The organism is Bacillus sp. mrc49 (assembly GCF_002803435.1).
Genome location: NZ_PHNG01000800.1, coordinates 188,219 through 205,449, shown reverse-complemented (window position 1 = coordinate 205,449; position 17,231 = coordinate 188,219). Strand labels below are relative to the sequence as shown.

Here is a 17,231-nt window from a genome sequence, read left to right as displayed (position 1 = left end):
ACATCTTTCCCCATCAAAAAAAGTTGCATAAAAATCGTATAAAAAAAGATGAATGCTGTTGCACTCATCCTCGGTGTTTACACATATACAGATTAAAATCGGGATGGCAATCGGTTAACCTCCGATGAATGACATCTCGATTTTTTCCTGTCCTTTCAAGGTTCCCGCTGCCCGTTCATCTGAATAGCGGTCATCCCTATCATTCCACAATGAAAGGATGAACTCGGTCAATTCTTCATCCGCCATGTCAGAACGGAGCACGGACTTCAAATCGTGGCCCTTTCCATTAAACAGGCAAGTATATAAACTTCCATTGGCAGATAAGCGGGCACGTGTACAACTGGAACAAAAAGACTCGGAAACGGATGTTATGAAGCCCACTTCAGCATTCGTCCCTTTATGGCGGAAGCGTTTTGCGACTTCTCCATAATATTCTTCTTCCACAGGCTCCAGGTCGAATTCAGTTTGAAGCATCTCAAGCAATTCCATTTTCGTTATCACATTCTTCAATTGCCAGCCATTTGTATGACCGACATCCATGAATTCGATAAACCGTAAGGTAATGCCCTCTTCTTTACAAAAACGGGTCATGGGAAGGATTTGAGATTCATTGGTTCCTTTTTTCACTACCATATTCACTTTAACGCCAAGACCGGCTTCTTTGGCAGCTCTAATGCCACAAATAACCGGCTCGATCCCGATCCCCCTGCCATTCATCTGCTTAAACAGTTCATCATCGAGGCTGTCCAAGCTGACATTCACTCTCTGTAAACCAGCCATCATCAACTTCTCGGCATGTTTTTTCAAATATACGCCATTCGTGGTCAATCCAATATCTTCTATCCCTTCAATGTTAACGAGCGCAGCTATCAGTGTAGGAAGATCCTTCCGCAACAGTGGTTCCCCGCCCGTCAATCTGAGCTTTTTAACTCCTAAGTCAGCAAATATCTGCGAAACCCTCACGATTTCCTCATAAGATAACAGTTCACTTTTTGGGAGGAATTGAAACGAATCATCAAAAATTTCTGCTGGCATGCAGTATTGACAGCGGAAGTTACACCGATCGATGACGGATATCCTTAGATCCCTCAATGGTCTGCTCAATGAATCTTTTATAGGTTTATTCAATTAACCACTCCTAACCCAGCGTATCAGAAAAAACCAGCCCACAAAAAGTTTCACCCTTATGAAGGATTCACTATGCGACTGGTTTCCCATTTTTATTCCTTGTCGATTATTTGATTCCCAATGCGATTTTGGCATATCTGGACATTTTGTCTCTGGTCCATGGCGGACTCCAGACAATCTTCACATCTGTTTCCTTGACCTCCGGGATATCTTCAAGAACCAACTTCACTTGATCGACTATCGTCCCAGCTAGCGGACAGCCCATTGCGGTCAACGTCATCGTAACTGTAGTCAGACCTGCTTCATCCATGTCCACATCATACACCAAACCTAAATTCACGATATCTATACCAAGCTCAGGGTCAATGACCTGCTCCAAAGCTCCAAGAATAACGTCTTTTGTATCTTGATCCACACCAATCACTCCTTCTATGAAAAATCTCTTCGTTTCTAAAATTTATCGGTTTCATCGCAAACTGTCCCGATTTAGACTTTACACTGCGTCTGTATTAGAATCATAACAGATTTTGCGTGAGTACTTAAGCTTTTTGCACAGTTGGCAGCAAATGTTTCTCGAACCAGCCTGCTGTCATAAGCACTCCTTCTCTTGTGACCTTATGGCCAGCCTTTGGGTCGAGGATGAACTCGATTTTACCTTCTGTCCCATCATACCCGGCTTTGACTCCTTCAAAAAAGCGATATGCATGCTGATAAGGGACGATCGGATCTTTAGCTCCATGCCAAAAAAGAAGCGGGCGGCTGGCAAGCCTGTCTGGATTGAGACTCAAGTCGTACGGTTTAAGATGTTCAATCACTTTGCCGGCTTCCTCATCCGTTACAAAGTGCAATTTTCTTTTCTTAATTTCTTCGATTTGGAGCTCTGCATACGCGACATATGATGGATTCCCCATGAGACTGACTCCGGCCGTTATCCATTCATAAGCAGCAAGTGCCCCGTTCGTCACGATCCCCCCCATTGATGTACCCGCTACACCAATCCTGTCAGGGTCAATTAATTTTCTCCTTAATAATTCATCCTTCATCACAGATAATTCTTTTATCGTTTGTAAAACCATTTCCCAGAAAAGGGGCATCATTTCGGAATCGCTTAAACCAGAATCCCTTTCCCCATGATGATTCACATCGGGAAGAAGCACCCGGAAGCCCTTTTCAGCCAATAAATAGGCATAGTGAAGATTATGTTCTTTCGCACTTTGAAAGCCATGTATAAAAATGATGAGCGGCAATTCCTGATGGAATGTAGTCTGCTCACTCAAGTGTAAGGCAGGAATTTGTCCTATTTGTTCTTTTTCGATTATTATCAAGTTAACCCCTCCGAATATTTTCACCCTAAAATGATTCCCGTTGTCTCCATACTCGCTCTAAGTATTATAATCCTGGATATAGTAATATCATACAGGAATGCATAAAGAATGAAAAAGATTTACATTTACTTTAAAATAGGCTTAACAATATTTGCATATAATGAAATCAAAAAGAACAGAAGGTGTGTACATGGCTGAGAAACATTTAATCGTATTGGATCTTGATGGAACTTTACTTACCGATAAAAAAACCATTTCTGCAAAGACTAAACAAACATTGCTTAAATTAAAAGAAGATGGACACGAAATCATGATTGCCACCGGTCGGCCGTTTCGTTCAAGCGAACTGTATTACCGCGAATTGGGCTTGACTACACCAATTGTCAATTTCAATGGAGCTTTCGTCCATCATCCATTACAGACAAGTTGGGGGGTATATCACTCTCCGCTTGATATAAGCGTTGCGAAAGATATCGTGGAGGCTTGTGATCAATTTAAATACCATAACATCATCGCTGAAGTCCGTGATGACGTCTACGTCCATCATCATGACCAGAAATTGATGGACATGTTCAATTTAGGCAATCCAACCATGACGACGGGTGACTTGCGCAATTTCCTTCAGGATTCCCCCACATCGATGCTCATCCATACAGACAGTGAATATGTAGGATCGATTCGCCAGCATTTATCCGATGTGCATGCAGAATTGGTCGATCATCGTCGCTGGGCGGAGCCTTTCCATATCATCGAAATCATTAAAAGCGGGTTAAGCAAGGCGGTCGGCCTAAAACGCGTTTCCAACTATCTAGGAATCCCCCAAGACCGGATCATTGCATTCGGGGATGAGGACAACGACTTGGAAATGCTTGATTATGCAGGAACCGGCGTTGCTATGGGAAATGCCATCTCGCCTGTTAAGACGGTGGCAAATATGACGACTTTGACGAATGAAGAAGATGGAATAGCTGTCTTCCTTGAAGAAAAATTCAATATAAAGTTCTGATGCGGCATTTTTTACCTTCATAAAATCTCCTATCGAAGCCAAACTAATATCGACAACAGATTTGCTTCTGTTGTTCACAACGCTCAGAATCGGAGGAGATAAGCATGGGTAGTAAATCTAAACGATTTGTACAGCAGGGCAAAGAAAGTGTTGCCAAGCATGCCGAAAGGATCCCTTATCACACCACGTTTGAACAGGCTGAAAAAGACAGGTTGAGAATCATGTCTGAACAAAGCTATGGTGGCTTCTAATGGGAAACAAATTATTCCAGAAAGCTAGAGAATTTGTTGAAGAAGCCCTTCACTCTGAGCATGACCATGACGGTGACCAGCACAACACCGAGGATATCGCTAAAAATGCTCTTTCATCCGCCTTCGCCAACTCGACCGAGGCTGAGAAAGAACAATTGCGGGAATTCCAGGAAGAGCTGGAAAACCACACGAAATAAGCAAAAGCCTCCAGGATATCCTGGAGGCTTTTGTTCAATTATTATCCTTTCGGGCTTTTCCGCCCTTTTCCCCAATCTCCTTATAAAATGCCTTGCCATGAGAATCGGAAGTGGCCTCTCCGCCCTTCTGCCCAATTTCCTGATAAAAGTCCTTATTATGGTTATTGGATGTTGCTTTGCCGCCCTTTTGTCCAATTTCCCTGAAAAATTCCTTGTCGTGATTTTTTGAAGTGGCTTCCCCGCCTTTTCGTCCTGCTTCCTGCCTGCTCATTTTTTCATCGTTAGCCATTTTTTATCACTCCTTCGGTAGATTTTTGAATTGGCGCTACACTATATGAAGTAACCGCTTTGAACAAGCAGTAAACAGGAAATGCCAACAAAACCCCCATCTGTAAACGAAGTGTAATGGTTTTAATTTGCCGTTAATATCATTCCCTCCTGAATGTGCCAACGATTCCTGAAGTTTCGATAATGTTCGTGAAGGCTTGAGGATCCACTTCTTTAATGATACGTTCCAGGTCATAAAGTTCATATCTTGTAATGACAATCAATAACATTTCCTTATTTTCATTAGTGAATGCACCTTTAGCCGGAACCCTCGTGATTCCACGGACAAGCTTGGCATGGATGGCTTGTTTAAGTTCTTCGCTTTTCTTTGTAATGATCATGGCAGTAAGCTTTTCATGGCGTGTATGTATCGCGTCCACAACACGAGTAGATGTGTATAACGTGACCAATGTATACAAAGCTTTTTCCGGTCCGTATACTGCTCCGGCCGTAACGATGATCACGCCATTGAGCAGGAATAAATAAGTGCCAACAGGTTTATCCTTTTTCCGCGACAGCAGCATGGCAATAATATCCATACCACCTGTCGATGCACCATACTTCAAGGTGATTCCAACACCCACTGCAGCTATGACACCGCCAAACACGGCATTCAATAATATGTCAGGAGACCATCGTGTAATGGGAATCACTTCCATAAAGAGTGTCATCAAAGCAACGCTAAGAAAACTATAAAAGGTAAAGGACTTTCCAACTTTCCGCCATGCGATGATGGTTACGGGAATATTCAATAACAGCAATAAAATCCCTGTAGAAACATTAAAAGGAGCAAAGGACCCAATCATTCGCGATAGAAGCTGAGCCACTCCCGTAAAGCCGCTTGCATAAACATTTGCCGGTATTAGAAAAAAGTTCATCGCGATGGCATTCAAGAATGCCCCGACCACAACTATGATGATTTTCTTCATTTCGCCACTATACATCATAAAACCTCCATTTCACCCTTATCCTATTATCTTTTTACCCATAAATATTTATTCTATTTACGTATGGATTGAAATTTTGCGTTTACGTGCTACACTAAAAAGTGGAGTGAACTCTCATTTTCTAAAAACTGTAAAAAGAAAGCAGGTGTATTATGGCTATCACAATTCTTGCAGATAGTGCATGTGATTTGCCATTGTCTTTCTATAAGGAAAACAATGTCTCATTGATCCCTTTACAAGTCCACCTTGATGGGAAAAACTATGAAGATTTGCTTACCATTAATTCTAAAGAAGTCTATCAGGCGATGATTGACGGAAAAGCGCCGAAAACATCCCAAGCTTCCCCGGAATACTTAATAGAACTTTTCAGGCAATTTGCCAAGGAGGAAAAACAGGGGATTTATATTGCCTTTTCCTCTGAGCTATCCGGAACCTACCAAACGGCTGTGATGATCCTTAATCAGGTGAAGGAAGAATATCCTGCTCTTGATATTGAAATCGTCAACACAAAATGCGCTTCTATGGGTGTCGGCTTAATCGTCAAGAAAGCCGCCGAATTAGCGGCAAACGGTGCATCAAAAGAAGAAATCTTGGCTGATATCGAATTTCGCACCCGCCATATGGAGCATCTGTTCACGGTGGATAATCTTGAATATTTGGCACGCGGAGGCCGCATCTCCAAAACTTCTGCCCTTGTTGGCGGATTATTAAACATTAAACCGTTATTACACGTTGAAGATGGGAAACTGGTCCCACTGGAAAAGATTCGCGGCAAAAAGAAATTGATTAAACGTGTCATTGAATTAATGCATGAAAGAGGCAAAAACTTAACAACCCAAACGATTGCCATCAGTCATGGCAATGATGAAGAAACGGCATTGGAGTGGAAAGAAGCCATCCAAAATGAATTCGGGACGAGCGATTTCATGATCCACACGATCGGCTCCGTCATTGGCGCTCATGCAGGCCCTGGCACAATTGCCCTTTTCTTCTTAAACGATACCCCTGAGAAATCATAAACATACATACTTCCTCCCATCATTGTGAATCATAATATTGATCATGATAATGGAAGGGAGTTTTCAGTATGTCCAAAACCACTGATAACAATAAAAGACCGAAAGACAATCAAGCGATCAATGCCGAAAAAAACATCGCTTATCAGGAAAACCTCACTGCAGGTAAACACTCCTATTCGAAGAAAACGGATCATAAATGAAGCGTAGGGGCTTGCCCCCTCGCTTTTTTAGTCATGCAGCCATTTACGGTCAATTTGGTTGTCTTCCTTGCACACTTTCTCTATAATGAAGGAAATAAACCCTGCTGGAGGTAAGTGATGGCAAAGGAAAATTCATTTGATATAGTATCCAAAGTAGACTTTTCGGAAGTGACGAATGCAGTGACCATGGCTATGAAGGAAATTCAGACACGCTATGATTTTAAAGGGAGTGTAAGCAGCATAACCCTTGAAAAGGAAGACCTCGTTTTAGTGTCTGACGATGAATATAAGCTTGAACAATTAAAGGATGTCCTTATCAGTAAACTCGTCAAACGGGACGTACCGATCAAGAATTTGGACTATGGCAAATTGGAAGGTGCGTCTGGCGGAACTGTTCGCCAACGGGCCAAGCTAATTCAAGGCATCGATAAGGAACAAGCCAAAAAAATCAACACGATCATCAAAAATAGCGGTCTTAAGGTGAAAAGCCAAATACAAGATGACCAAATTCGCGTTACCGGGAAAAACAGGGATGATTTGCAAGGAATCATTTCAGCCATCAGGGGCGCCGATCTCTCGATTGATGTCCAATTCCTGAATTATCGCTAATTAAGATAGACCTTACCCGTCGGGGTGGGTCTTTTTTTTTGGCCTCTCATACAGGGCATTACCTTCTCACTTTGAATGAATCTGCTTCATTGAACATGGTAAGACTAAGAATGTTGCTTTCTTGAACTTTCAAGAAAAATTTACGGCGATTTACTATGGAATGTTTTGCCATGTTTTCTTTTTCCAAGAACAAGGAATAGAAATGGTGTAGATCATTAATCAGGAGGCGTTTTAACTTTGACTAATCAAAACGAAAGTAAACAAGGATTTCCCCCTCAGCATCAGCAACACCAACCTGGCTTGGAAACAAAAATGGAACCGAACCCAGAATCGGTTAAATCCTCCTATAAAGGCAGCGGAAAATTGAAAGGAAAAACCGCTATCATCACGGGAGGAGACAGCGGTATCGGCAAATCAGTGGCCATCTATTATGCAAAAGAAGGAGCAAATGTCACAGTCGCGTACTTGGATGAACATGAGGATGCCAAGCAGACAAAAGAATTGATTGAAAAAGAAGGGCAGAAATGCTTACTCATTTCCGGAGATATTGGTGATGAAGCCTTCTGCCAGGATGTCGTCAAAAAAACGGTGGATGAATTCGGCGGTTTGGATATTCTTGTGAACAATGCCGGTGAGCAGCATGTACAAACAAGTATCCTTGATATTTCCACCGAACAATTGGAAAAAACGTTCCGCACCAATATCTTTTCGATGTTCCACCTAACAAAGGCTGCTTTAAAGCATTTAAAAAAAGGCAGCAGCATCATTAATACAACCTCTATCACCGCCTATCAGGGCAATCCGAAATTAATCGATTACTCTTCTACAAAAGGTGCCATTTTAGCCTTTACGAGGGCTCTTTCAAACTCCATTTCAAAAGATGGCATCAGGGTGAACGGTGTTGCACCGGGTCCTATCTGGACGCCCTTGATCCCTGCTTCATTCGGTGAAGAGGATGTTGCCAAATTCGGCCAGGATACACCAATGGGCCGCGCTGGACAGCCAGAGGAATTAGCACCAGCCTATGTCTACTTGGCCAGTGAAGATTCTTCCTATGTCAGCGGACAAGTCATTCATGTAAACGGCGGAAATGTTGTAAACGGGTAAAATCATGAACTACAGCTGCAGTGGGTTTCTTTTGAAATCCGCTGTTTTTCCTTTTTCATGCAGGATATTGCCGGTCCGCACCGTATAAGACCGTATAAGATGGAAAGGAATGATATGATTTGAACAACATTGCCGACCCTTGGTTCACCGTTCAGGAATTGGACGCAATGACATTTGCGATAAGTGAATATGGTCATTGGGAGAAAGTGCATTCTTTTTTACTAATTGGCAAGACCAGGGCTGCGTTGATTGATACCGGGCTTGGCATCGATTCGATCAAGCGGATCACGAACCAACTAACGGACCTCCCGATCATCGTCTTGACCACACACGTGCATGCGGATCATATCGGGGGACATGGGGAATTCGAGAAGATTTATGTTCATGGGGCCGATGCCGATTGGCTCATTAATGGCATCAAGGGCTTGCCTTTGAACCAAATAAGGAAAGACATGGCCAGGGATATAACAAAACCTTTGCCTGAATCATTCGACCCTGCAACATATAGACCATATCTAGGAACCCCTGACGGACTCCTTGCAGATGGGGATACGGTCGACCTTGGGGATCGGAGTTTAAGCATCTATCACACCCCTGGACATTCACCGGGCCACATCTCCATATTGGATCATGATAGAGAGTATTTGTTTACAGGTGATTTGCTTTATTCGGATACTCCCATTTACGCATTTTATCCATCCACAAATCCTGTAGACCTTGTGAACTCATTAGAAAGAATCGCCAAAATCCGCAAAGTTTCGAAAATATACGGCAGTCATAACCAGCTGGGACTGGAACCGCACATTCTGGAGGAAGTGTTGGCAGCCACCAAATACCTCAAAGACAATGATTTGGTCAGACATGGTACAGGCATCCATACGTTCAAAGGCTTCAGTGTCCAATTCTAGCAAAAGGGCATTGCTTATGAGCAATGCCCTCCCTTTCCTTTAATAGTTCATGGCCACCATCGCATCCTGCTTGAGTGATCTGCAAGAGTGCCTTTCCACGAAATGATGTGGAATGATGGCACCAGCAGGAGCAACTCCAGTTTGCAGCATCTGAATGATGCCCTTGGCCGCCTGATAGCCTAAATCGAAAATATTAATGTCCACTGAGGTCAGGGCAGGTAAAGATAATTCCGAGAAAAGCACATTATTGAAACTGACGATGGACATTTCTTCCGGCGTGCGAATCCCCATCTCCCGAAGTGACTGCACGACGCCTAGTGCCATAAGGTCATCACTGACCACCAAGGCAGTTGGAGGCTCGTCAATGGAAAGCAGCCTTTTCGCCGCTGCCTGTCCACCTTCATGTAAGAAGTCTTCATGTAAGGTATATTCATTCCTAGGAATGATGCCAGCCCTTTTCAACGCTCGTTCAAATCCTGACAAACGATCGAGCGTCATCACAAGGGTTGCATCTCCTCCAATGAAGCCGATTCTTTCATGTCCGAGCTGAATGAGGTAATCTGTTGCCTGTTCTGCAGCGAGGACATTATCATTATCTACATACGTTAGCTCCTCGATGAAATCGTATGGTTTCCCGATGATGACGAAGGGAAAGCCCCTTTCTCTCAAATAGGTCAGAATATGGTCATTCAACCTTGAATACATCAAGATGATTCCATCAACCATCCCGCCCTGCACCATATTTACGACTCCATTGTAGATTTCGTCTTCTGTTTTCCCCGTACTAAGCAAAAGTGAATAGTGGTTTTCCTGAGCTCCCTCACTAAGGCCTTGCAATATCGTCGGAAAAAAAGGATTTTGATAAAATTCTATTGATGAGCTTGGCAGTACCAAGCCAATGATCCTCGTTGTCTGATTAGCAAGGCTGCGTGCAATGAAGTTTGGGTGATAGCCTAGTTTTTTCATTGCCTTTCGCACACGCACTTTCGTTTTTTCACTTATCCGAGGATTATTTGCGATCACCCTGGATACCGTTGAAGGTGCAACTTTCGCTAACTCTGCCACATCTTTTATCGTGATTGCCATGTCGTTCCCCTCTCCCCCTCTTTAGCCTTAATTGACTTCATTTATAAATGCCAATGAATACTTCTTGTTTTTTTATTTTTATACATTTATATGTATTCATAATACACTCAGTCCAACAGTTATATCCATACTTTTCTTATGGTCATTTCCTTTTTTTCAGAAAATACTAACTATTACTCTTTTTATCTTTTTCAAATAAAAAGAAGCTGATTTTCGGATCAGCTTCTAAAAAAAAAAACGTAAGAGCATTGAGAGAAGGAAAGGTCAGACGACTAACCATATGCGGATATAGAGCCACATTCAATGATTTTCCATTTGGTTCAATAACGATAAACCCTTGTTTCATATGGCCGTAAACCAATAATGGAACCTTCCGGACAATCATCATAGTTAGCAAGCAATAGCTCCATTTCCCCCCAATGGGAAAGATCGACCTGATGGTGATTCATGCTGAAATTACATACTACCTTGACTGAATTACCATTCATACTTCTTGTATAAATATAAAGATCCGGGTGATCTTCCCATAATAATTCGTATTCTCCGTAAACTAGGACCTCATGTTTTTTTCTTAGCTGAATCATCTTTTTATAAAAATGGTAAATCGATGAAGGGTCATCCTTCTGCCGTTCCACATTAATCGCCCGATAATTGGAATTGACCCTCATCCACGGCGTCCCATTAGTGAATCCGCCATTATCTTGTTCACTCCATTGCATCGGGGTCCTTGAATTATCACGGCCGCTATGCCATATGATGTGCATGATTTCGTCATGCGGGCGGCCTTTGGAGGTCTCGATCCGATAGAAGTTTTTCATTCCGACATCATCATAATCATCTATCGAGTCAAATCGGACATTCGTCATGCCTATTTCCTGACCTTGATAAATGAAAGGGGTCCCTTGCATGAAAAAGTATAGGGCCCCAATCATTTTTGCGCTCTCCAGCCAATATTGATGATCATTTCCCCATGTCGATACACTTCTCGGTTGATCATGGTTTTCAAAAAACAAGGCATTCCAGCCTTTATCCTTTAGGCCCTTTTGCCATTTGGTCATGGCGCGTTTAAGTCCGATTACATCCACATGCTGATTTTGTCCTCGATTCCAAAGTCCAAGGTGTTCGAATTGAAAGATCATATTGAACTTCCCATTCGCTTCCCCGACCCACTCTTCGGCCTGCTCGATCCTGACGCCATTGGCTTCCCCGACCGTCATGATATCATATTTGGAGAAAGTTTCCTCTTTAAGCTCAAGCAGGTAATCGAGTATCCCATCCTGGTTCGTGTGCATTTCGAACGCAGGTACATACTGATGCCAATAAGGGTTTGCCATATCCGGCAGGCCCTCCCGCTTATGAATGTGCGTAATCGCATCAATCCGGAAGCCATCAATCCCCTTATCAAGCCACCAATTGACCATTTTATACAGGGCTTTCCGCACATCAGCATTTTTCCAATTTAAGTCTGGCTGCTTTTCGGCAAAAAGATGTAAATAGTATTGATGGGTACCTTCATCGAATTTCCAGGCACTTCCTGAAAAAATACTTTCCCAATTATTCGGCTCGCGGCCGTCATGACCATCCCTCCAGATATACCAATCGCGTTTCGGATTATCTCTGGACGACCGTGACTCAATGAACCAAGGATGCTCATCACTCGTATGGTTCAACACAAGATCGAGGATCACCTTCATGCCGCGCTGGTGAACATCTTTCAATAGTAGCTCGATATCATCGATTGATCCGAACTCTTCCGAAACTGCCTGATAATCGCTAATGTCATAGCCATTATCAGCATTGGGAGATTTATAAAATGGACATATCCAAATAACGTCGATCCCTAAATCCTGGAGGTAATCGAGTTTGGAAATCACTCCTTTTAAATCTCCCACTCCATCACCATTACTATCCATGAAGCTGCGTGGATAAATTTGATAACAAACGGCTTCTTTCCACCAAGTCTTGATCATGATGAATCCCCCCGATCCTGTTTTCACAAAGCCTTAGGGACGATATTTTTCAGCCAGCTACAAGAGGTGATTATTTTGGTTGGTTCCTTTTTGACCGTTTAATGACCAAAGCAATGAATATAGCAAAAATGACAAGAACCAATCCTATAACGATCAGGTAAGGAATATTGATGATGGACTTAGGTGACAGTGTGTAGACCTCTGTCGTCTCCCTGTCGATTACAATTGTGTAACTGTTGTCCTTGCTGCGCACCAGATCGCCATTCAGCATGCCTCTTAGCTCTTTGTTCTTTTCCAGTTGTTTATCGGAAAGCTTTATCGTTTTTGTCCCAGACGTATTGTTCATGACGACAACCATCGTCTCCTTGCCATAAACACGTTTGAATACCGAGGCTCCCCCCTGTTCATATAAAATTTCCATATCCCCCTTTGTCAAAGCAGGGTGCATGTCTCTAAGATCAGAAAGCTTCGTAATGTATTCCACCAGCTCCTGTTCTGTCTTAAAATTCATCAATTTATGATTGTCAGGAGCCAAATTGCCATTCAAAGCAATTTCGGAGCCATAAAATACGATTGGCACTCCCGGCATCGTATAAAGATAGGACAACGCCATTTTCCATCTGGAACCCGGATTTTCATTATGATCGGCTGCATCCTTGGTAAAACGCGGCATACCCTGGGTATCCATGAACAATGCTTGGGGGGCCTTACCGCCGAACTTCGCTTCACTGTCCTCGAATGCATTAAAAACCGGCTTCAATTCTTTGTCGGGAGCGGAAAACGCTTCCCTTAATGCACCATTTTGCGGATAGGCCATAAAGGCATCTATTCCCGTTTCCTTGTAGCTTGAAATCGTATCGGCATCACCATTTACATCGCCGATTGTATAGAAATTTGATTTTTCAGATTTGACTGCATCCACAAATTCCTTCCAAAAATCTTCTCCCACGTATTGGACTTTATTTAAACGGTACCCATCAATATCAGTTTCCGTTATCCACCATTTTGCAGCATCAAGTAGATATTCCCTTGTTGCCTCATTGTCTTGATTCAAATCGGGAAGACCGTCGTGCCAGCCTGTTTCCATTAGCTTTTGATCGCCGTCATTGGAGATTTCTTTTTTATCATGGAACCATCCTTGTTTATCTTCCTCATTCAGCCAAGATGAATGAGGTCCCACATTATTGGCCTGAAAATCAAGAATCACTTTCATGTCAAGATCATGTGCCTCATTCACGAGCTTTTTAAATTCTTTCATTGTCCCATAGTGTTGATCCGTTTTATAAAAATCGGTCACCCAATCCCCATGGTACCCCTTATCTTCATTAGCAAAAATAGGTGAAAGGATGATAGCGGTATAACCCATGTCCTTTAAATAATTCAGTTTCTTCGTGACACCTTCAAAATCCCCGCCATTAAAAGCAGAAGGGTCATTTACATTCGCATCACCATTGTTTTTGGTGTTGCCATCGAAAAATCGGTCCACCATTAATGAATATACGATTTCATCCGTCCAAGTTCGTTGTTCTTTTTCAGCTGCTCCTACTGGAATGGCGTAAAAAAGAAGCAACGGAATTAAAGCGAGTGATAACACTCCATTTCTCATATCCGCTCTCCTCCTAGCTATCTCTTTACGCCTTTAAGATTAGCCTTTTGACCACTTCTCGTCAAATCCAAATTATAAAAAACTTTACACTTAAGGGACAAATTGGGCATAGGGGAGGAAGCGCAATCAAATCGAACAGGGAACGCGAAAATCATTCTTTTTTTATCGCCTTCACCGCTTCATCCAACGCCCTTTTTGGTTTAGCGTTTTCCATCGTTATCCGATTCATGGCAGAATCCATCGGTCTCCATACTTTATTCATTTCCGGAATATTCGGCACAGGTTCAGCGTATTGTAATTGTATGCTTAAGGCTTGTGCCCTTTCATTTTCTTTAATCAATTTATTATGACTGAACGATTTGTTCGGCGGGAAATCACCTGTTGTTTCATAGCGTTGGATTGCCTGTTCGTCACTTGTAAGATACTCGACTAATTTTGTAGACCAGTAAGGATGTTTCGTGAAGGCCGTTACATGCCAGCCTTTGACTTCCAGGAATGATTTCATCGGCTTGCCATTCGGCAATTCAGGCAAAGGCGCCATTCCTGTTTCCCTTTTCCCGGAAAATGAGTTTGCGTCCCCAAGGAATGAAGCCAATTCCCCTTGACTATACAGCTTTTCGATCGCAGCCCCGTCGCCTTTTGGGATCAAATTCGCTTTATACCATTTTTGGATATAGGCAGCTGCTTTGATGGCATGCTTATCATTCAAACCAATGTCCGAAGGGTTGAAATTCCCGTTTTTATCGTTGAATACATAGCTTCCCATTCCTGCCATCACGCCATACGCATCATGAAATCCATTCCATTCGGCGTGGAAACCATAGGCTTTCTCTTTTCTTAATTTCTTCGAAATTTTATATAAGTCATTCATCGTTTCGGGAGCTTTAGACAGTATTTTTTTATTGTAAATCAATACGGAGGTGTTTACCGATTTCGGCAATCCAAATACCTTATCTTGATACATTTCAGCCCTGATCGAAGATTCATGGAAGGCATCTATTACCTCATCCTCCACCTTCACTTCCTGAATCAGCCCTTCCTTCACGAGCTGCCCGACTTGCCGATGAGAAAATGTTACGACATCCGGGGCTTTTCCGTTTCCGATTGGGCCATCACGGCGTAGGCGGTCATGCATTTCTTCAGCGATTTCCAGTTCTTCATGTACAACTTTGATGCCATATTCTTTTTCAAAGCCTTCGATAACTGGCTTTAGGGCCTCAGCTTTACCTTTTTCCTCCCAAATGATCATTTTTTCCGGTTTCGCTTCTTCGGTGGCTTCTTCCACAGTTTTTTTATTATCCTTGACGATTCTATTTTCCTTATCTGAATCAGTACCACAAGCACTTGCCATCATGATCAAAAATATGGACATGAACAAATGAAATATCTGCTTCTTCAATTTGATTCTCCTTTTTAAAATGTTTATTCTATCATGTCCAAAAGCGCCGAATTGTTTACAGTGCTTGTTTTTCAGTTCAATCACTCGGACGTAGCCCCCATAATGAAAGCGATGCCAACTCTGTTGTTACCATTATATGAACGGCTTTCATTTTTACAACATTTTCCTCTTTGTATTTATTTCCTTGTCGAGATGAATAATTTTTGTTATTTTTTAATTAATTCCCGCTTTTTTCAATTATTATCGGGTATATAACCATATTGAAAAATACAGGTTACGGCTGTACCTAACTTATACTGACTCTCCCACATTCATAGCCTGGCGTTCCCTTTTTCAATTCACCTCCTCAAATACACTTATAGAATTGGAGTGATCATTGTTGGAATTTTCTTCGATACACCATAGACCTACTGACAATTTCGCCTATACCATCGACAAAGAAACCCTACATATCCGCCTGCGTACGAAAAGACAAGATATATCCTCAGTAGGATTGATTTTTGGGGATCCATACATATCGGATAAAGGACAATGGCTATATGAGGAGAAGGGGATGAGCATATCCGGTCGAGATGCCCATTATGATTATTGGGATGTGCATGTGTTGCCTCCATACCGAAGAATTCGCTATGGCTTCAAGATCCGTTCAGGAGATGATATGGCCATCTACACGGAAAAGGGTTTTTTCAAAGAAGTTCCAAGGGACCCAGGAAGCTATTTCGCCATTCCCTATCTGCATCAAAATGAAATATTCGGTGCTCCTGAATGGGTAAAAGATACAATTTGGTACCAAATTTTCCCGGAACGATTTGCGAACGGCAACCTTGATAACGACCCAGAAGGTGCAAAGCCTTGGGGGAGCGAAGAACCGACCGTGGATAATTTTTTTGGCGGTGACTTTGAAGGGATCATTGAACATTTAGATTATTTGGAAGGGCTTGGCATTAACGGGATCTACTTCACGCCAATCTTCGAGGCCCATTCCAATCACAAGTACGATACGATCGATTACCGTAAAATCGACCCCCAATTCGGAACGGAGGAAACCTTGAAGACACTCATACAGGAGTGCCACAAGCGTGGTATCCGTGTCATGCTGGATGCCGTTTTCAACCATAGCGGCTACTACTTCCCCCCTTTCCAGGATTTACTCGAGAAGGGAGAGGAATCAAAGTATAAGGACTGGTTCCACCCCCATGATTTCCCCCTTCATGGAGGGGAAAGGCCGAATTATGAAACATTCGGTTTTTTCGAATCGATGCCGAAATTGAATACAGCGAATCCAGAGGTAAAGGAATACCTGCTTGAAGTATCAACCTATTGGATCAAGGAGTATGATATAGATGCTTGGCGGCTGGACGTAGCCAATGAAGTCGACCATCCCTTCTGGCGTGATTTCCGAAAAGCGGTCAAAGAAATCAAGCCAGACCTATATATCCTTGGAGAAATTTGGCATGACTCCATGCCTTGGCTGCGCGGCGACCAGTTTGATGCCGTGATGAATTACCCGTTCACCAACCAAGTTTTTCGCCTGGTGGCTTCGCAAACCATCAATGCTCGCGAGTTCATCGAGGAAATGACAGCCATCTATCAGAGCTATCCGACCAATGTTTTTGACGTAACGTTCAATCTGCTCGGAAGTCATGATACACCGCGGATCTTCACCGATTGCGGCGAGGATTTGGTCCGAGCCAAACTAATCCACGCCATCCTGCTGACCTTCAATGGCAGCCCCTGCATTTATTATGGAGATGAGATCGGCTTGACAGGCGGCATGGATCCAGGATGCAGAAAATGCATGGTTTGGGAAGAAGAAAAACAAAACAGCGAGCTTTTAACGGAAATCAAGGAATTGATTCGGTTAAGGAAAGAAGAACGGTTATTGGCAAATGAAGGGATGTTCAAATTTTTGGATACTAGCGGAAACGAAAATATCGTTGCTTACTTAAAATATAATCAAGATCGTTCCGTGGTGATCCTCGTTAATCCGACCGATGCTTTACAATCCTTTCCCCTTCCTTTTGATTTGAGGGGACGGACCGTTACGGATTTAAGAACGAAAGCAGCCGTTAAGGGACGGCAAATTGAATTGGGTAACTATGAATATAAAATCTTGGCATTCGATCATTGAGGCAAGGAAAAAGGG

At 42.7% G+C, this 17,231-nt stretch carries 17 protein-coding genes and 1 pseudogene; 9 read left to right on the top strand and 9 right to left on the bottom strand.

All coding sequences use genetic code 11. The annotated features are described in order from the left end of the window. Positions 1 to 114: 114 nt before the first annotated feature. The 3 genes from moaA to CVN76_RS27315 form a co-directional block, all read right to left on the bottom strand. Positions 115 to 1,128 carry a GTP 3',8-cyclase MoaA gene (gene moaA, locus CVN76_RS27325; RefSeq protein ID WP_100533814.1) on the bottom strand — a complete coding sequence of 338 codons (1,014 nt, stop codon included), beginning with the start codon at positions 1,126 to 1,128 and terminating at the stop codon, positions 115 to 117. Positions 1,129 to 1,234: 106 nt separating this feature from the next. Next, positions 1,235 to 1,543 (bottom strand): metal-sulfur cluster assembly factor, encoded by a 309-nt coding sequence (locus CVN76_RS27320; RefSeq protein WP_061143046.1) that lies wholly within the window; start codon positions 1,541 to 1,543, stop codon positions 1,235 to 1,237. Positions 1,544 to 1,667: 124 nt separating this feature from the next. Further along, entirely contained in the window at positions 1,668 to 2,453 is a 786-nt protein-coding gene (locus CVN76_RS27315) for a prolyl oligopeptidase family serine peptidase (protein ID WP_100533813.1), read from the bottom strand. 190 nt (positions 2,454 to 2,643) lie between these two features. On the opposite strand from CVN76_RS27315, the gene CVN76_RS27310 reads away from it, so the two are divergent. The 3 genes from CVN76_RS27310 to CVN76_RS27300 all read left to right on the top strand — a co-directional run bounded on the left by CVN76_RS27310 (position 2,644) and on the right by CVN76_RS27300 (position 3,907). Then, complete coding sequence (locus tag CVN76_RS27310) at positions 2,644 to 3,459, top strand: Cof-type HAD-IIB family hydrolase (RefSeq protein WP_100533812.1); 816 nt, start codon at positions 2,644 to 2,646, stop codon at positions 3,457 to 3,459. 104 nt (positions 3,460 to 3,563) lie between these two features. Further along, positions 3,564 to 3,710, top strand: coding sequence for a hypothetical protein (locus tag CVN76_RS27305; RefSeq protein WP_057912450.1), 147 nt, complete (start codon positions 3,564 to 3,566; stop codon positions 3,708 to 3,710). Further along, entirely contained in the window at positions 3,710 to 3,907 is a 198-nt protein-coding gene (locus tag CVN76_RS27300; RefSeq protein WP_061143049.1) for a DUF3813 domain-containing protein, read from the top strand. Before CVN76_RS27305 ends, CVN76_RS27300 begins: the two co-directional genes overlap by 1 nt. A 37-nt stretch (positions 3,908 to 3,944) precedes the next feature. Here the strand turns inward: CVN76_RS27300 and CVN76_RS27295 are convergent. Beyond that, positions 3,945 to 4,196 (bottom strand): annotated as a pseudogene (locus CVN76_RS27295) (KGG domain-containing protein); the annotation flags it as partial. A gap of 139 nt (positions 4,197 to 4,335) precedes the next feature. Then, the gene (locus tag CVN76_RS27290) at positions 4,336 to 5,178 is read right to left on the bottom strand and encodes a YitT family protein (protein ID WP_061143051.1); all 843 of its coding nucleotides are present in this window, start codon (positions 5,176 to 5,178) and stop codon (positions 4,336 to 4,338) included. 155 nt (positions 5,179 to 5,333) lie between these two features. Between CVN76_RS27290 and CVN76_RS27285 the strand changes: the two genes are divergently transcribed. The 5 genes from CVN76_RS27285 to CVN76_RS27265 all read left to right on the top strand — a co-directional run bounded on the left by CVN76_RS27285 (position 5,334) and on the right by CVN76_RS27265 (position 9,024). Continuing rightward, positions 5,334 to 6,200: a DegV family protein gene (locus CVN76_RS27285; protein WP_100533810.1), complete on the top strand. Its 867-nt coding sequence runs from the start codon at positions 5,334 to 5,336 to the stop codon at positions 6,198 to 6,200. A 68-nt stretch (positions 6,201 to 6,268) separates the two neighbouring features. Beyond that, positions 6,269 to 6,400 (top strand): DUF3941 domain-containing protein, encoded by a 132-nt coding sequence (locus CVN76_RS27280; RefSeq protein ID WP_081092478.1) that lies wholly within the window; start codon positions 6,269 to 6,271, stop codon positions 6,398 to 6,400. A 117-nt stretch (positions 6,401 to 6,517) separates the two neighbouring features. Then, the gene (locus CVN76_RS27275; RefSeq protein WP_061143053.1) at positions 6,518 to 7,009 is read left to right on the top strand and encodes a YajQ family cyclic di-GMP-binding protein; all 492 of its coding nucleotides are present in this window, start codon (positions 6,518 to 6,520) and stop codon (positions 7,007 to 7,009) included. A 237-nt stretch (positions 7,010 to 7,246) separates the two neighbouring features. Further along, complete coding sequence (locus CVN76_RS27270) at positions 7,247 to 8,116, top strand: SDR family oxidoreductase (RefSeq protein WP_100533809.1); 870 nt, start codon at positions 7,247 to 7,249, stop codon at positions 8,114 to 8,116. Between the two features lie 167 nt (positions 8,117 to 8,283). Beyond that, positions 8,284 to 9,024, top strand: a complete 741-nt coding sequence (locus CVN76_RS27265) for an MBL fold metallo-hydrolase (RefSeq protein ID WP_100534209.1) — start codon at positions 8,284 to 8,286, stop codon at positions 9,022 to 9,024. A gap of 39 nt (positions 9,025 to 9,063) precedes the next feature. Here the strand turns inward: CVN76_RS27265 and CVN76_RS27260 are convergent, their stop codons facing one another. The 4 genes from CVN76_RS27260 to CVN76_RS27245 all read right to left on the bottom strand — a co-directional run bounded on the left by CVN76_RS27260 (position 9,064) and on the right by CVN76_RS27245 (position 15,085). After that, positions 9,064 to 10,110 (bottom strand): LacI family DNA-binding transcriptional regulator, encoded by a 1,047-nt coding sequence (locus CVN76_RS27260; protein ID WP_100533808.1) that lies wholly within the window; start codon positions 10,108 to 10,110, stop codon positions 9,064 to 9,066. A gap of 320 nt (positions 10,111 to 10,430) precedes the next feature. Beyond that, entirely contained in the window at positions 10,431 to 12,080 is a 1,650-nt protein-coding gene (locus CVN76_RS27255; protein ID WP_100533807.1) for a glycoside hydrolase family 13 protein, read from the bottom strand. Between the two features lie 70 nt (positions 12,081 to 12,150). Then, positions 12,151 to 13,686 (bottom strand): alpha-amylase family glycosyl hydrolase, encoded by a 1,536-nt coding sequence (locus CVN76_RS27250; protein ID WP_100533806.1) that lies wholly within the window; start codon positions 13,684 to 13,686, stop codon positions 12,151 to 12,153. A 151-nt stretch (positions 13,687 to 13,837) separates the two neighbouring features. After that, on the bottom strand, positions 13,838 to 15,085 hold the full coding sequence (locus CVN76_RS27245) for an extracellular solute-binding protein (RefSeq protein WP_232732489.1): 1,248 nt from the start codon (positions 15,083 to 15,085) through the stop codon (positions 13,838 to 13,840). Positions 15,086 to 15,464: 379 nt separating this feature from the next. On the opposite strand from CVN76_RS27245, the gene CVN76_RS27240 reads away from it, so the two are divergent. Further along, the gene (locus CVN76_RS27240; RefSeq protein WP_100533805.1) at positions 15,465 to 17,216 is read left to right on the top strand and encodes a glycoside hydrolase family 13 protein; all 1,752 of its coding nucleotides are present in this window, start codon (positions 15,465 to 15,467) and stop codon (positions 17,214 to 17,216) included. The last annotated feature ends 15 nt before the right edge of the window (positions 17,217 to 17,231 follow it).

What these genes read in the sequence shown, in the direction of transcription:
- CVN76_RS27310 (WP_100533812.1), top strand. Translation starts at nt 2,644, where the DNA reads ATGGCTGAGAAACATTTAATCGTATTGGATCTTGATGGAACTTTACTT.
- CVN76_RS27255 (WP_100533807.1), bottom strand. Translation starts at nt 12,080, where the DNA reads ATGATCAAGACTTGGTGGAAAGAAGCCGTTTGTTATCAAATTTATCCA.
- CVN76_RS27305 (WP_057912450.1), top strand. Translation starts at nt 3,564, where the DNA reads ATGGGTAGTAAATCTAAACGATTTGTACAGCAGGGCAAAGAAAGTGTT.
- CVN76_RS27250 (WP_100533806.1), bottom strand. Translation starts at nt 13,686, where the DNA reads ATGAGAAATGGAGTGTTATCACTCGCTTTAATTCCGTTGCTTCTTTTT.
- CVN76_RS27275 (WP_061143053.1), top strand. Translation starts at nt 6,518, where the DNA reads ATGGCAAAGGAAAATTCATTTGATATAGTATCCAAAGTAGACTTTTCG.
- CVN76_RS27260 (WP_100533808.1), bottom strand. Translation starts at nt 10,110, where the DNA reads ATGGCAATCACGATAAAAGATGTGGCAGAGTTAGCGAAAGTTGCACCT.
- CVN76_RS27280 (WP_081092478.1), top strand. Translation starts at nt 6,269, where the DNA reads ATGTCCAAAACCACTGATAACAATAAAAGACCGAAAGACAATCAAGCG.
- CVN76_RS27285 (WP_100533810.1), top strand. Translation starts at nt 5,334, where the DNA reads ATGGCTATCACAATTCTTGCAGATAGTGCATGTGATTTGCCATTGTCT.
- CVN76_RS27290 (WP_061143051.1), bottom strand. Translation starts at nt 5,178, where the DNA reads ATGTATAGTGGCGAAATGAAGAAAATCATCATAGTTGTGGTCGGGGCA.
- CVN76_RS27265 (WP_100534209.1), top strand. Translation starts at nt 8,284, where the DNA reads ATGACATTTGCGATAAGTGAATATGGTCATTGGGAGAAAGTGCATTCT.
- CVN76_RS27300 (WP_061143049.1), top strand. Translation starts at nt 3,710, where the DNA reads ATGGGAAACAAATTATTCCAGAAAGCTAGAGAATTTGTTGAAGAAGCC.